Origin of the sequence: Enterococcus sp. DIV0755f (genome assembly GCF_051713725.1) — a bacterium.
Lineage (GTDB): Bacteria > Bacillota > Bacilli > Lactobacillales > Enterococcaceae > Enterococcus_D > Enterococcus_D casseliflavus.
On the sequence record NZ_JBIOQL010000001.1, the window covers coordinates 2063534 to 2078748 of the forward strand.

The window sequence follows — 15215 nt, forward strand, 5'->3', positions numbered from 1 at the left end:
AGAAAAAGCCAAAGAAACGGCAGTGTTTCTTTGGCTTTTTCCTTCTTATGGCTAAGAGATGATTGATTTTTTTATGGATCCAGATTTGATTTGATAGAGCGTTACAAACAAGGTGGTCACTAAAATATACAATGCGAAAAGGAAATACATGTTTTTAAAAAACTGGATCGTCGTTTGATTGAGCCAAGCCCCTACTTTAGGGATATAAAAAATGGGTTGCCCAATCAATTGGCTTTTTTGGATTTCTTTTGGTTCCATCTGGCTTTGGTTATCACCGATCGTATAAAGCACCGATTGGTTTTCTCCCACTGCAACGATTCGCCGTGTGCGCATTTGTCTGCCGTGATCGACATAATAGGTCACTTCATTACCAACGACCAAATTGTCTTCTGAAGCCTTTTTAACAAAAAGTAATGTCCCTTCGGAATATGTAGGTTCCATTGCATCGCTGTTAACGATGGCCATTGTGAAACCAAACGCATGAGGAATCACGACCGCTAAAACAGAAATCAGCATAAACAACAATACAAAAAGTGAGAGCATGATACTTTGTTTTGGCAAAAGTTTCATTTTCTTTTCTCCTTCTAAGGCTCAGTTTCTTTTTCGATTCTATAACATATTTAAATTTTTTTCAAATATTTAAAAACGATTCATTGAATTTTTATGCGTATTTTTTCTGATTATTATTTGACTTTATTTTACTATTTATATTATGCTAAAGGCGATTAAAAAACATAGGAGAAAAAGTATGCTTTTTTTAAATAACAAGTTCTTTTTTAAACGTTGGATTCCCTTTATCCTACTCGTTCTATTTTTGCTAGGAAGCATCGGTTTTTTTCTTATACTCTTCCTATCTCCTACTTCTGATAACCATACCGTGGAGAAGAAGGAAGATTGGATTTTTTATGCGGAAGACAATCCTGATTCTACTTTTATTAGCCGTTATGTGAAATATTTACCTAGCGTAAAAGCCAATGAGCGATTTGTCATGCAGCGAAAAATGACCAATGAATACAAATATCCAACGATGCTGCTGATTGGCGATCATCAACACATGACCGTCTATTTGGATGATCAAGAAATTTATACCAATGAAGCTGCCGAACATTCATTGACCTTCAACCATCCTGGCAAAACCTTATCTTTTATCACATTGCCAGAGGATTACGTTGGAAAGACGTTGAAGATCTACGTGACTAGTCCTTTTGACACCTATTCTGGCTTTCCAGCCGAAGTCTTTTTTGGTCCTGCCAATGCATTGATCGGTTATGTTTTTAGTCTATCAATTTTGAATATCTATATCCTCCTATTTACCGGATTTATTTGTATCCTTAATTTATTTTATCTCTTCGTTTCTTTTATCAACCAAAGAAAGCTGAAAGTATCTTCCATTTTATTCAGTGGCTTTGCCTTAAGTGCAGGTTTAGAAGCAGGCTTCGGGGATCTGCTGGGTGGACTGCTTTTTTCTCCCATCGTGAATTCATTTATGTTAAATTTTCTTTCGATTATTACGCCCATGTTTTTGATTGGGTTTTACTACACAAACATGCACTTCGTACGTAAGTATTATCAGAAATGGTTGTTTGTTCACTACTCCTTCGGGATCTTTGCCATGTTTTTGGCACTTTTTCAAAAACAAAGTTTGCCAGTCGTCATGAACTATCTGTTTTTATTAAATATCACCAGCACCTTTGTGACTTCGTTTGCGGCGATTTATGAGGCGTTAAAAAAGAATCAATTTTATGTCCTTTGTGCACCTTGGATCGTTGTCGCGGCAATCGGTCATGGGTTCTTGTATATCCAGGATATTTTAGTCCTCCCGCAATCTGACATCAATTGGCGCTCGATCATCTTTTTCTTACTGATACTTATTTTTACTTGTTATGGGTTCCTCGAACTCTTTTTTGCCAGTGAAGGCAAAAATAAGCAGATCGACACAGCAGACATCAAAGTGCGATTATATGAAAATCAGCAGGCGATCGGTCCAGATCAAACGGCACAATGGCAGCAAGTTTTACAAACCATCAAAAAGAGAACCCATACCATTAAAGACATGTTAGAAGATGAACAACTAGCGGCTGCGTATGAAGGTCTTTGCGAGATTGAAGAAGAAATCAAGCAGCAGCTAACGATCCCTGCGGTTGAAAAAGAATCGATCACGACGATGCTGCTTGCTGATTATCAACACACTGCCGCTCAAAAAAGAATCACGCTTACCTGCGATGACCTCACGGAACCACTGGAACGATTGGAAGAAAATGATCGTCTGTCCTTGATCGCCCATTGCTTAGAGTACGCCATCCGCTACACCTGTTCGGTCACAGATCCTCAAAATCGCAGGCTTTCGTTGAAAGTGACTGACACAAAAGAACAGCTACATATCGACTGTCAAATGCCGCTTTTGACAGAGGATGAGGCAGAAAAACTGCAAACTGACGAAGCAAAACGACAGGCGATCCATACCGATGTGCAAATGCTGGAACAAATATGTCTTGTCTATCAAGGAAGTATGCGTATCGAGGATTCAGATGGTTTTCATTTTTTGCGTTTGACACTTGCCGCTAAAGCGGATCTGCTGTCTTTTGACTGACTGCCTTTTCTCCGATACGTTAAACGGTCTATTTTAAGAAAAAGCGAAAAAACTCTTGCTTTTTTCGCTTTTTCGCTTTAGCATGATAAAGAACAGCAACAAGCATTGGAATAGTAATTTTATGATGGTCTTAGAGAGTTGATGGCAGCTGAAAAATCGACACCCGCTGATAAAATGAACCTACCCAATGGCAATGACCGCAAAACGGTCGGTGGAAAGGCCTTATCCTTTACGAGTTGGATTATCCCGATCGATAATCAACAAAGGTGGTACCGCGAAATCCAAGCATTTCGTCCTTTTTAGGACGAGATGCTTTTTTATTTTTTTAAGGAGGAAAAACAATGACACAAAAAAATGATTTTACAGAATGGTATATCCAAACGATCCAAAAAGCCGAATTGATGGCTTACTCCCCAGTGAAAGGTTCCATTATTTTCCGTCCTGACGGCTTCGAACTTTGGGAGCATATTCAAGAGGAGTTCAATCGTTTCTTGAAAAAAGAAGGCATTCGCAATGCATACTTCCCAATGCTGATTCCGCAAAATTTCTTTATGAAGGAAGCGGATCATATCGAAGGCTTTGCCCCTGAATTACCTTGGGTCACAGAAGTCGGCAACGAAAAACTGGAAGAACCTTTGGCCTTGCGTCCAACCTCAGAAACCATGATCGGCTCTGCCTTTTCTGATTGGATCAACTCCTACCGTGACCTGCCTTATGAAATCAATCAATGGGCAAACGTCTTTCGTTGGGAAAAGAAAACATTGCCTTTCTTGCGTACCTCAGAGTTTTTATGGCAAGAAGGTCATACCGCTCATGAAAATGAAGAAGATGCTCGTCAACGCACCATGAAAGTCTTAGATGAATATGCCCGCCTTTGCGAAGAATTTCTAGCGATCCCTGTTTATCGTGGACAAAAAACCCCATCTGAGCGCTTTGCGGGGGCAGTAGATACTTATTCGATCGAAGCGATGATGAAAGACGGCAAAGCAGTCCAAGCAGGAACCAGCCACTACATGGGGACAAAATTTGCTGAAGCATTTGATATTACGTATTTAACGAAAGAAAACAAGCATACCCATGCCCACACAACCTCTTGGGGTGTCTCTACCCGCTTGTTAGGTGCCTTGATCATGACCCATGGCGATGAAAATGGTTTAGTTTTCCCACCAACCATTGCACCAACCCAAGTTGTGTTGTTACCAGTCGGTCCTTGGAAAAAGAATCCAGCCATCTTAGAAAAATTAGAAGAACTGTATGCCAACTTTAAAGCCAAGGGCATTCGTGTTCGTTTGGATGATTCTGATAACTCACCTGGCTATAAATTCAATGAATGGGAACTAAAAGGCGCTTGCTTGCGAATCGAATGTGGCCCAAGAGATTTAGAAGCTGGCAAAGTCATGGTCAAAGTCCGTGACCTACCTGACAAGCAAACGGTGGCGCTTGAGGAATTAGAAGCGTTTGTTGACCAAGAATTACAAGCAATGACTCCACGTTTATTAGCAGCTGCGAAGGAACGAAACAAAGAAAATGAGTACACCAACATCGATACATTGGATGAACTAAAAGCCCATATCGAAACGTGCAAACAAGAAGACAAAGTGACTGGTTTTGTTTTGATCGGTTGGGACGGCTCGGAAGAAACCGAAGACAAAATCAAAGAAGAAACTGGCTTTACTACCCGAAACATTCCGTTTGAAGCGCCAATGGAAAAAACGGTCGATATCGTCAGCGGGAAACCTGCCAAACACACCGTTTGGATCGCCCGCGCATACTAATAAAAAACGAAGCAGCCAGATGGAAAAGGCTGCTTCGTTTTTTGATTAATAAATCAATGAAAGAAAATCTTCAGGCGTGATGTTGCCAAAATATTTTTTGACATCAATGTTGGCAATGACTTGTGCCAAATCTTCTTTGGCATAACGAGTACCGATCAGGGCTTGTTCTACATCTGCAATGTCCCCTAGGCCGAAAAAGTCGCCAAAGATTTTGGCATCTGTGATTTTTCCTTCTGCCACATTTAAACGAACTTCGATGGAGCCGATCGGGAATCGATGACGACGTTCGATATCAAAGGCTGGTGATTTGCCGTAATTCCAATCCCAATTACGATAATACTTATCGGAAATCTCATTGATCTTGACCCAATCCTCTTCTGTTAGTTCATAGGTTTTGACGTCTTCCACGGAATCGACACCAAAAATCTTCAATAAGATTTCTTGACGGAACTCTTCAGTCGTCATGTCTTGCTTCTCTTTTGGCAAGAATGGTTTGATGTTGGTCACTCTTGAACGGATCGATTTGATGCCTTTTGATTCGATTTTGTCTTTACGGACTTTCAAGGCGTTGACTACTTCATTGATATCACTGTCAAACATGATCGTGCCATGAGCAAACATCCGGCCATTTGTTGCGTACATCGCATTCCCAGAAAACTTCATGTCATTGATCACAAGGTCGTTGCGGCCTTTTAGTTGCGCCCCTTCAACCCCCATCTCATGTAAAGCTTGGACGATTGGTTTGGTCAGTTTTTCAAAATCTCTGAAAGAATTCCCATCGTCAGGCATAATAAAGCTGAAATTCAAGTTTCCGAAATCATGATAGACTGCACCGCCGCCGCTGAAACGACGAACGACATGGATCCCATGTTCATCCACATATTCCTTATTGATTTCTTCGATCGTATTTTGATTGCGTCCAATGATAATCGATGGTTCATTAATGTAAAAAAGTAAGATGGGTTCATCCACTTTCATTTCTTGAAGAAGAAAAATCTCGATGGCTAAATTGATGCGTGGGTCATTCAGTTCGTTCGGTACAAAAAGCATACTATTCGTTCCTCCTAATTAGATGATTTCAATTATTTTTTGAACAGCCGCCAATTCAACGGGGATCCCATTGGCAGCTAGTGCAGCCTCTTCTCGTAACTGTTCTAAATCACCGTGTTGCGGCAAATGCGTCAACATTAATTTTTTTACCTGCGCCGCATGGGCGATCTCGCCTGCTTCTTTTGACGTAAAATGAGCCTTGTGCCGCTCATTACCTGCAAAAAGATAGGTATCTGCCAAAAACAGGTCAGCTCCTTGTGCAAACGGAACAAAAGATTCTAAGTAGCCAGAATCGCCTGTAAAAACAAAAACCTTGCCTGTGCTTTTCTCAACAAATCGCATGGCATAGCAAGTGACTGGATGGATCGTTTTCATAAAGGTAATGGTAAACGGGCCCAATTCCAATGACTCCGTTTGGAGGTAATCAATTCCTTGAGTCACTCCAGGCATCGTCAGGCTTTCAAAATGAACCGTGTCCTCCCCATGTCCGTAGATCGGCAAAACCTGGCGTTCTTCGTTTCCTGGATATAATTGCCAATAGTATTGCAATACCCCTAGATCCGCAATATGATCGTGATGGTAATGCGTCAGAATCACTGCATCTAAGTCTAAGGGATCAAGGATTTTTTCTAGTTGGACCAAGGTGGTGCTTCCCGCATCAAGCAGCAAATGAAAGCCTTCCGACTCAATTAAATAGCCAGTAGTCCCTTCACCATTATACGGATAGGCACCTAAACAACCTAAGACAGTTATTTTCACTTGTGTTTCCTCCTCTTTGGCTCAAGCTGGTTTTCTACTTCTTTTATGCTATCACATCTCAGCTGATTTGACTAAAATCCGACCATTTTTTTGCAAAAAAAGATCGAGAAAACGAGAAAAAAACGACGTCTATTGGTAGAACCCTATGAATGAGTTTTTTACTCTATCTGCAGGGAGCCAGACCAATGGGCCATCGTCTTTTTTGTTTATCTGATCATCGCTCGTTGTTCATTGATCAATTCCTCATAAAATACTGCATTGACTGCATAAGCGTAGGCGTTTGCCCATAGCATCCCGATCATCAATGCCAAAAAGCCGAGAATAAACCAACCAATCAATGATAACTGTAGCCAAATGTATTGACCCAGATGTGGACGCAAGAGCGCAAAGGCCACTTTAATTGACTGAAGAACCCCTAATTCCGGTTGATCATAGCGCAGATAGATCGCTAATTGGATCACACCAGTAACGACTTGTGACAAAAAGAAGAACAAAATGATGGCGAGAAAAGTCCCGAGTACAAAAGCCAGGGAGCCATTAAACATCGCCAAATCAATAGAGATTCCCCGATTAAAATTGAATACCAAGTCCAAATATTGATTGAGCCCTGATAAGACAAACTGCGGCAAGAAAATCGCAAAACTCAAAAGATAATTTAAAAGCGCGCTCACTAAATTTAGTAGCAAAAACGGTACATACAGACGCTTATCAAAGACGAGAAAAATATCCCCCACGTTGATTCCTCTGCCACGAACCAGATAGAGTGCCATGATACTCAACGCTACCGAAAACGCAAAGAAGACAAAATTGTCCAAGATCAGATCGATCCAGCTCCCTGCATTGTTTGCACCAAAAGAAGTCCCAATACTACTAAAAAGCGAGCTGACCACCGCTTGTACCGCAACCGTCGCTAAAATACTTAAGACGAACGTTCCCCAGAATCCGCGCAAGGAGTTTTTGGCGGTCTCTCGAATCATTGTATTTGATCTCATAGACTCACCTTAATAACTGCGCAATGCTTTAACGGTCTTATCGTCTAAGCGGCGAACCACTTCCGTCACAAGCTTGACTGTATTGAAGTAGTCATCCTCATGAATGACAGAAGTATGAGAATGCAGGTAACGAACGGGCACGGTAATAGCGATCGAAGGGACCCCATCACGAGTCAAATGCATTTGACCAGCATCGGTTCCTCCACCAGTGATCACGGTATATTGGAAAGGAATTTCCATCTCTTCTGCGACATCGATCACAAAATTCAATAATTTCTTGTGAGGAATCATGGAAGCATCGAAAATCAAGACTTGTGGGCCTTTGCCTAACACAGAATCCGCTTCTTTTGGTGTCATTCCAGGTGTGTCCCCAGCAGTACCAGTATCTAGTGCGATCGCGATGTCGGGATTCACTAAGTGAGTGCTTGTTCGCGCCCCTCTTAGGCCAACTTCTTCCATCACGTCACTGCCAGCAAACAAGCAGTTGGGATGTCCTTCGGCTGCCAAGGTTTCTAATACCCGCAGTGATACTGCCGTACCGATTCGATTGTCCCATGCTTTGGCTAATAAAAATTTGCTGTCGTTCATCCGTTTGTATTGGATATAAGGTGTGATCATATCTCCCGGACGGATCCCCCAGCCTTTGGCTTCTTCTTCACTTGAAGCGCCAATATCAATGAACATATCTTTGATATCATACGGTTTATTTCGAGTCTCTGGACTCAAGACATGGGGTGGTTTTGAACCGACGACACCGTGGATCAATTTGCCTTCATTGGTTTTGATCTCGACTTGCTGTGCCAGCATCACTTGCCCCCACCAACCACCAAGGGTCTGGAATTCAATAAAGCCTTTTTCTGTGATTTTAGTTACCATAAAGCCGACTTCATCCATATGTCCCGATATAAAAATTTTCGGTCCACCGCCATCACCAACATGTTTGGCAATGACACTTCCTAAACCATCAAAAAAGATATCTTCAGCAAAGTCTTTGGCATATTCTTTAAAGACTTCACGCACTTCCTCCTCATTCCCAGGAACCCCACATGCAGTCGTTAGGTCTATTAAAAGCTGTTCTTCTTTTTTCTCCATCTTGCTTCCTCCTTTGTCTCATTGATTATGATTATACCATTCTCTTAATCTGGTGCCAGAGGGAAATACAAAAAGATTGGTTAAATGAAAAAACGATCCTCGTTTTGTAGTGATCCTCAAGATTAGATTTTTTGGTCTAACTTGTAAGGTTCGCTTCAATTCTAAGGATCGTTTTATCAAGAATTCAATCAAGTTTCAATTATTCGCAGACACAGCTTGACGGTAATCAAATAGGCAAATAGATAGACGACTGCTGCAACTGCCGCAAACAAATGAGCGACCCAATACCCAGGACTGTCGATGATTTGGGTGAAGGTATTGATGGCAAAGACGGCATGCAAGATAGCCAGTAGCGTACCTGGCATAAAAATCCAGATGTTTTGCCAGTAAACGAGTTTGCGTACTTCTTTTCGGGTGTAACCTAGTTTGGTCAATAATCGGTAATTGTGTTTCTCCCGCTCGGTATTTGAAAATTGCCGAACGATCAAACTGCTGGATGTCGTGATCAAAACGATCACACCTACAAATAATGACACAAACAAAACGATTCCTGCTTGCCGCCGCACGCCGCGCATCGTTGTAAAACGATTCGCTAAGGTCAGTCGATATGCGGTCATCTGGTTATTCTCACTGGTGGAATCTCGGGCAGTCTCTGGATAAAAACGCACGCTTTTTTGGTCATCGCTAAACTCATAGGTCAAAGGATGCGTCCACTCAATCGGCAGCTCTTCATCTAGCAGCTGAGTCAAGCTCTCCGTTTGCACCTTGTCTGTTTGTAAATAAGCAACGCTATAGGTGAAGCCCTCAACTTGCTGGTACGCATCATCTTGGATGACAAGGACATTCGGCAAGGAATAGCGCAAGGCAGAATCCCCAAAATAATCCTGTTCTGCTTGAATGAGTTTGAACGTATGTTGACTGCCGATTTTGACCTCATCGCGATAGGTGATAAACGAACGAGTCACATCGTATTGACTGTCAAAAAGCACCGCTTGTTTATCGGTACTCAGTTGAATCTCCGGGGCATCGGGAACCAGTTTTCGCAGACGCTGATAATCAGAAAAAGCGACCAGATTCACCATGATATTTTCAATATTTTCGTCTTGCAACTCTCCAAGGTAACGGGTTTGAACCGTCATATTGGTCATTTTATAGGGAATCGATTGTTCGGCAATAATCGGTGTATCGGCTTTTTCTAAAAGGTCCCGCAAGGTATCTGCCTGCTCTTCTGACACTTGAAAGGACGTTGGATAAATGCGGTTCGTTGCTTGATAGTTTAATGAGATGACCCCCATCGTTCCCCCGATCAGGGAGATTGCGATCGCTGTGATGATCGTCAAAAGCGCATAGCTTTTCCACGTTCTTTGCAAGTAAGCCCGCACGTTATTGTAAGCAATCAGTTTCGCCCCTTTGATAAGACGTTTTTTCGGCTTGCTCAAAAAATATAACAATGCTGGCAAGGAGCAATCAAAAAAAAGATAGGTTGCCGTCACACAGCAAAACAGAATCAATAAAGGAATCCATAAAATTGCTGAAAAATCTTGTGTGTACGTGATATAGTTGGTCCACGTTTCCCGCAGGGTCAAAGACAAATAGTAGCCTACCCCCAGTAGAATCAGACCTAGAACCCCCATTAATGAACGAAACGGGGTCATTTTCATTTTCTTGATCGGTAAGCGGTATTCAGTCTTGATCAGCTCACTCATTGGGGTACGCCATACAAAAAGGATCACTTGAATACTCAAAATAATCATCGCCGCGATAAAGACAAAAACCGTTGAAAAAATCGATTGGGGCGAATTAAAGAAATGACTCGTTAAATTCAAGCCCATCGCTCGAATCAAAATCATAGAAAAAAATTTCGAAAAAATAATCCCCATAAAGATGCCGGTCACTAAAGAGAAAAAGTTCAATAGAAACGTTTCCCGCAGCAACAGCCAAGCCAGACGACCTTGCCGCAGCCCCAAAAGCTGGTAAACACTGATTTCTTTTTGCCGCTGACTAAGAAAAAAATGATTGGCACTCAGCATAAAAAACAAGACGACAAAGGCAACCACACTGCTGCCGAATCCTAAAACCCCTTCAATGCGTATATCTTGCTGGACCCGTTGATTCAGCAGACGATCATTCATCAAGGCGTTAAAGGAATAGAAAATCATCACGGCGGTCATCATACAAATAAAGTACACCATATAGTTGCGAAACTGCCGCAGAAAACTCCGCCAGCCGATTTTAAACAACATGGCGCGGACCGCCTCCAATCGTTGCCTGCATATCGATGATTTTTTCAAAAAATTCCTGACGCCCGCCTTTTTTGACGACTTCTGCAAAGAAGACACCGTCTCGGATGAATAAAATTCGGTTGCAGTAGCTGGCGGTGAAAGGATCATGGGTGACCATCAAGATCGTTGTTTTCTCTTGTTGATTGATTTGTGCTAAATACCGTAATAATTCTGTCGCCGCTTTTGAATCAAGGGCGCCAGTGGGTTCATCAGCAAAAAGGACCGCCGGACGACTGATGATTGCTCGAGCAGCAGCGACCCGCTGTTTTTGCCCTACAGACAATTCTTCTGGGTAGCGATCTAACAAGTGCTCGATTCCTAACAAATTGGCCGTTTGTTCAATGCGCTCTTGGGTTTCACTCACGGGCAAACGATCAATGGCAAGGGGAAGCAAGATATTGTCTCTGGCAGTCAACGTCTCTAAAAGATTAAAGTCTTGAAAGATAAAACCGATCTGCTGACGACGAAAATCACTGAGGGCTTTTTCCGACATTCGGGTAATGTCTTTGCCATCGATATAGATCGAGCCTAAGCTAGGTCGCATAATTGAAGACAACAGATTCATCAAGGTCGTTTTCCCAGCGCCGCTGGGCCCCATCACCCCGACAAATTCTCCTTGATCCACTGCAAAAGAAAGGTTATCTAATACTTTGGTTTGATTGAAACGAGTGCCGTAACTTTTGGTCAGATGCTTCACATCAATCATATTTTTCACATAGAACCCTCCTTTAATAAAATTCTCTCCTTATGGTAGCATACTTTTTCATTGAATACTTCTGCTTCAAAACAGAGAAAAAATAAATTTAAAAAAGTTTTTTATTCATTATGTGAAACATGGAACAACCAAATCCTTAATCTTATCAGTTTTCTCAGAAAACACTCCAATGAATATACACCATATATTGTGTATATCCAATTTACCAACCCTTATTCACCACTATATATAGTTGCTCATTTCTACAATTTGTTTTATTATATTGAGGAAGATAAGGAGTGGTAGAAATGATGAACATTAAGAGAAATCCTGAGCAAGGGTTGGAAAGACAGTCCGCTTTGCGTCAGTTAAAAATCGTAAAACGTGATGGACGGCTTGTCGATTTTGATGATCAAAAAATTTACGATGCGTTAGTGAAAGCCCTAAGAAAAATCAATGGCGAGCTTTCTCCCATCGACCACGAAAAAATCACCGAGATCGTTGACAGTGTCGATCACGAGATCGCGGAACGTTTTCGTACGAATGTAAAAATCTATGAGATCCAAAATATCGTCGAGCATATCTTATTAGCAAAAAACGAGTATGCCTTGGCTGAAGAATATATCAACTATCGGACCCATCGTGATTTCGAGCGCAGCAAAGCCACAGACATCAACTTTACGATCAACAAATTGATGAATAAAGATCAATCGGTCGTCAATGAGAATGCCAATAAAGATAGCAATGTGTTCAATACACAACGTGATTTGACCGCTGGGATCGTAGGAAAATCGATCGGTTTGAAAATGCTCCCTCCTCACGTGGCAAATGCTCACCAAAAAGGCGACATTCATTACCATGACTTGGATTATCATCCTTACACCCCAATGACCAACTGCTGCTTGATCGATTTTAAAGGCATGCTGAATAATGGGTTTAAAATTGGGAACGCCGAAGTGGAATCGCCAAAATCGATCCAAACGGCCACCGCTCAAATCTCACAAATCATTGCAAACGTAGCATCGAGTCAATATGGCGGCTGTTCTGCTGATCGAACAGATGAATTATTGGCTCCTTTTGCTGAGTTGAATTATCAAAAGCATCTAAAAGATGCCGAAGAATGGATCGAGTCGCCTGAACGTCGGGAAGCTTATGCGAAGAGCAAAACGCGCAAAGATATCTACGATGCAATGCAAAGTCTAGAATACGAAATCAATACGTTATTCACCTCAAACGGACAAACGCCGTTTACTTCCCTTGGCTTTGGTTTAGGAACCAATTGGTTCGAACGGGAAATCCAACGAGCGATTCTCCAAATTCGCATCAACGGGTTAGGCAGTGAAAAGCGTACCGCTATTTTTCCAAAATTGATCTTTAGTATTCGCCGTGGCGTCAACTTTGCCCCTACCGATCCGAACTATGATATTAAAGAACTGGCTTTAGAGTGTGCCACCAAACGGATGTATCCTGATATTTTGAATTATGATAAATTGGTTGAATTGACCGGCAGCTTTAAAGTGCCGATGGGCTGTCGTTCTTTCTTGCAAGGCTGGAAAAACGAACGTGGCGAAGAAGTCAATGTCGGTCGGATGAATCTAGGCGTCGTAACATTGAATATTCCTCGGATCGCCTTAGAAGCAAATGGTGATCAAGAAAAATTCTGGACGCTGCTGGAAGACCGTCTGCAAATCGTCAAGGATGCTCTTGTCTATCGGGTGGAGCGCTGTAAAGAAGCCAGCCCTGCGAATGCGCCGATCCTTTATATGTATGGGGCTTTCGGTGAACGTTTGGATCGCAAAGACAATGTGAATGAACTATTCAAAAACAAACGTGCTACTGTTTCTCTTGGATATATCGGTTTGTATGAAGCTGCTTCGGCTTTTTATGGTGGAACATGGGAACAAGATCCAGAAGCAAAAGCCTTTACCCTAGCGATCGTGAAAGAATTGAAAGCTCATGCAGATGCTTGGGGCGATGAATACGGCTATCATTTCAGCGTGTATTCGACGCCTAGTGAAAGCCTGACTGATCGTTTCTGCCGCTTGGATACCGAAAAATTCGGTGAAGTTGAAAACATTACCGACAAAGAATACTACACCAACAGCTTCCACTATGATGTGCGGAAAAATCCGACACCATTTGAAAAACTTGATTTTGAAAAAGAATATCCAAAATACTGTTCTGGCGGGTTTATTCATTACTGTGAATACCCAGTCTTGCAGCAAAATCCAAAAGCGTTAGAAGCGGTTTGGGATTACGCTTATGATCGGGTCGCCTATCTTGGAACAAATACCCCTATCGATCACTGTTATGAGTGTGGGTATGAAGGAGATTTCAATCCAACCGAACGGGGATTCGAATGCCCGCAATGCGGCAATCATGACCCAAAAAGTTGTGACGTCGTCAAAAGAACCTGTGGGTATCTTGGAAATCCTCAAGCTCGTCCAATGGTCAATGGACGGCACAAAGAAATTTCTGCCCGGGTCAAACATTTGCAAGAATAAACGAAAAAGGAGTGCTAGAATTCTTCTACACTCCTTTTCTTGAAGACCAATCCCTGTAATTCATGATAGAAAGAAGTTTTCTTATGAGAAATCCGAAACCTAAAGAATGGCAAGCCAAAGAATATAGCCAAAATTATATTGCTGATTACAAAGCCTTCAACTTTGTTGATGGTGAAGGCATTCGAAATAGTTTATACGTGAGCGGCTGTCTCTTTGCTTGTGAAGGCTGTTTCAACAAAGCGGTCCAAAACTTTCGCTATGGTACACCTTTTACGCAAGAACTAGAGGATCGAATCATCGAAGATCTGCGGCATGATTATGTCCAAGGGCTGACCCTCCTAGGCGGCGAACCTTTCTTGAACACAACAGTCTGTCTGAAAGTCGTTGATCGGGTTCGTGCTGAATTTGGGCACAGCAAAGATATTTGGAGCTGGTCAGGCTACACCTATGAAGAATTGCTTTTGGAAACACCCGATAAATTGGAACTTTTATCCAAAATCGATATTTTAGTCGACGGTCGTTTTGAACTGAGCAAACGAAATTTAAACTTGCAGTTTCGCGGCAGCAGCAATCAACGAATCATTGATCTTGCTGCATCTCGGGAACAAGGAAAAGCGGTTATCTGGGCAAAGTGCAAAGATGCTGAAGCAAGTTACGAACAAATCAAAAAACAAATTTAAAAACTAAAAACACCGTGCATCTTGAGGTGACCCCAAAAGTTAGACCAAAAAATCGAACTTTTGGCGGTCACCTCCTCTTTCTTCAAAGATGATGCACGGTGTTTTTTTATGTTATCTCAACTCAGTGACCAAGCTTTTTACAGGTACTTACTTGCTTCACGAATCGTCAAAGGCGCCAGACTTGTTTGATAGCGAAGAAGAAAGTCTTGGACCCACTGAGGATTCGTCTTGGCATAATCTCGTAAGCTCCAACCAATAGCTTTGTTGATAAAGAATTCAGAACTCCCCAAATTATTGACGAGGACCTCTTCAAGCAGTGGTTGATCCATCCGTTCTTTTTGCAGCAGTTGATGGAGTATTGCCACTCGCCGCAACCAAAAATTTTCCTCAAGACTCCAGCGAAGCATTTCAGCTTTTAACGCTGGCAGTCGGCGAACTAGTTTTCTGACAACCTCACTTAGGGCATCCACGCTATCCCACCAAGCTTTTGTTATGACTAGCTGTTCAATTTTTGCCAGATCGATGGCCGCTAGAAACGGCTCCATCACCACTAAATAATCAATCGCAAGGTATTGGTGTTCACGATAGCTGCTTTGCCAACAATGATCGATAAAGTCCCAATCAACCGTTTTCGTTTGTTTTGCTGCTTTGAAGGTCGCTTTCTCCTGCTGGCGGCGCAACGGCGTAGGAATGCCTAAAAAATCAAACTGATGCCGCATGTAGGCGGCCATTTTTTCACTTCGCTCCTGATCAGCCAACCCCACCATCGTGTCATATACTTGATAGAGTGTCATTTT

12 protein-coding genes and 1 other annotated feature are annotated in these 15215 nt (G+C 42.2%); of the genes, 4 read left to right on the plus strand and 8 right to left on the minus strand.

Going from position 1 to position 15215, the window contains the following annotated elements; genetic code table 11:
* Positions 1 to 51: 51 nt before the first annotated feature.
* On the minus strand, positions 52 to 570 hold the full coding sequence (locus IGI73_RS09345) for a S24/S26 family peptidase (RefSeq protein ID WP_438759193.1): 519 nt from the start codon (positions 568 to 570) through the stop codon (positions 52 to 54).
* A 142-nt stretch (positions 571 to 712) separates the two neighbouring features.
* Here IGI73_RS09345 and IGI73_RS09350 point away from each other — a divergent pair, with 142 nt between their 5' ends.
* Positions 713 to 2590: a hypothetical protein gene (locus tag IGI73_RS09350; protein ID WP_151195013.1), complete on the plus strand. Its 1878-nt coding sequence runs from the start codon at positions 713 to 715 to the stop codon at positions 2588 to 2590.
* Between the two features lie 96 nt (positions 2591 to 2686).
* Positions 2687 to 2891, plus strand: a binding site (T-box leader).
* Positions 2892 to 2931: 40 nt separating this feature from the next.
* Entirely contained in the window at positions 2932 to 4365 is a 1434-nt protein-coding gene (proS, locus tag IGI73_RS09355) for a proline--tRNA ligase (RefSeq protein ID WP_428207189.1), read from the plus strand.
* A 45-nt stretch (positions 4366 to 4410) separates the two neighbouring features.
* On the opposite strand, the gene IGI73_RS09360 is transcribed toward proS, so the two are convergent.
* From IGI73_RS09360 to IGI73_RS09385, 6 genes are all read right to left on the minus strand, one after another.
* Positions 4411 to 5415, minus strand: coding sequence for a lipoate--protein ligase (locus IGI73_RS09360; protein WP_015509943.1), 1005 nt, complete (start codon positions 5413 to 5415; stop codon positions 4411 to 4413).
* A gap of 18 nt (positions 5416 to 5433) precedes the next feature.
* Positions 5434 to 6174 (minus strand): MBL fold metallo-hydrolase, encoded by a 741-nt coding sequence (locus IGI73_RS09365; protein WP_005229857.1) that lies wholly within the window; start codon positions 6172 to 6174, stop codon positions 5434 to 5436.
* 206 nt (positions 6175 to 6380) lie between these two features.
* On the minus strand, positions 6381 to 7166 hold the full coding sequence (locus IGI73_RS09370; protein WP_249641247.1) for a DUF975 family protein: 786 nt from the start codon (positions 7164 to 7166) through the stop codon (positions 6381 to 6383).
* A 9-nt stretch (positions 7167 to 7175) separates the two neighbouring features.
* Positions 7176 to 8258 carry a M42 family metallopeptidase gene (locus tag IGI73_RS09375; protein ID WP_428207188.1) on the minus strand — a complete coding sequence of 361 codons (1083 nt, stop codon included), beginning with the start codon at positions 8256 to 8258 and terminating at the stop codon, positions 7176 to 7178.
* A gap of 188 nt (positions 8259 to 8446) precedes the next feature.
* On the minus strand, positions 8447 to 10501 hold the full coding sequence (locus IGI73_RS09380) for an FtsX-like permease family protein (protein ID WP_060793061.1): 2055 nt from the start codon (positions 10499 to 10501) through the stop codon (positions 8447 to 8449).
* Complete coding sequence (locus tag IGI73_RS09385; protein WP_005229848.1) at positions 10491 to 11255, minus strand: ABC transporter ATP-binding protein; 765 nt, start codon at positions 11253 to 11255, stop codon at positions 10491 to 10493. The genes IGI73_RS09380 and IGI73_RS09385 overlap by 11 nt, the downstream gene beginning before the upstream one ends.
* Positions 11256 to 11542: 287 nt before the next feature.
* Here IGI73_RS09385 and nrdD point away from each other — a divergent pair, with 287 nt between their 5' ends.
* Both nrdD and nrdG read left to right on the plus strand, forming a co-directional pair.
* A complete protein-coding gene (gene nrdD / locus IGI73_RS09390; protein ID WP_428207187.1) occupies positions 11543 to 13738 on the plus strand; it encodes an anaerobic ribonucleoside-triphosphate reductase in 2196 nt (731 codons plus the stop codon).
* A gap of 83 nt (positions 13739 to 13821) precedes the next feature.
* Positions 13822 to 14418 (plus strand): anaerobic ribonucleoside-triphosphate reductase activating protein, encoded by a 597-nt coding sequence (gene nrdG / locus IGI73_RS09395; protein ID WP_005229836.1) that lies wholly within the window; start codon positions 13822 to 13824, stop codon positions 14416 to 14418.
* A gap of 137 nt (positions 14419 to 14555) precedes the next feature.
* Here nrdG and IGI73_RS09400 read toward each other — a convergent pair whose 3' ends face one another.
* A complete protein-coding gene (locus IGI73_RS09400; protein WP_428207186.1) occupies positions 14556 to 15212 on the minus strand; it encodes a DNA alkylation repair protein in 657 nt (218 codons plus the stop codon).
* Between the last annotated feature and the right edge of the window lie 3 nt (positions 15213 to 15215).